General features: G+C 43.2%; 1 pseudogene. It reads right to left on the reverse strand.

The window, feature by feature from the left end:
• Positions 1-243: pseudogene (locus D0T84_RS22410) on the reverse strand (transposase); the annotation flags it as partial.

The following is a 243-nucleotide window of genomic DNA, read 5'->3' on the forward strand; positions in this document are numbered from 1 at the left end:
CCCAAATCGTGGAGTCCTTGGGTGAAAGAGAATTTGGAAAAATAGGCGTCGGCTACTATATACTTGGAAACGGATAACAGTTGCTCTTTGTATTGTTCAATGACTTTCAGGTACCAATCATTCAAGGTTGCTCCCCGGTTGGCTAGGGTTACCCTATCGGGAGATTGCACAGCCCTAAGCATCATGCAGTCATGTTTATCAATATTGAGCAATCCGATACCCATAATCTCAAGTCCTCTTTTA

The organism is Dysgonomonas sp. 521 (assembly GCF_010501055.1).
Classification (GTDB): domain Bacteria; phylum Bacteroidota; class Bacteroidia; order Bacteroidales; family Dysgonomonadaceae; genus Dysgonomonas.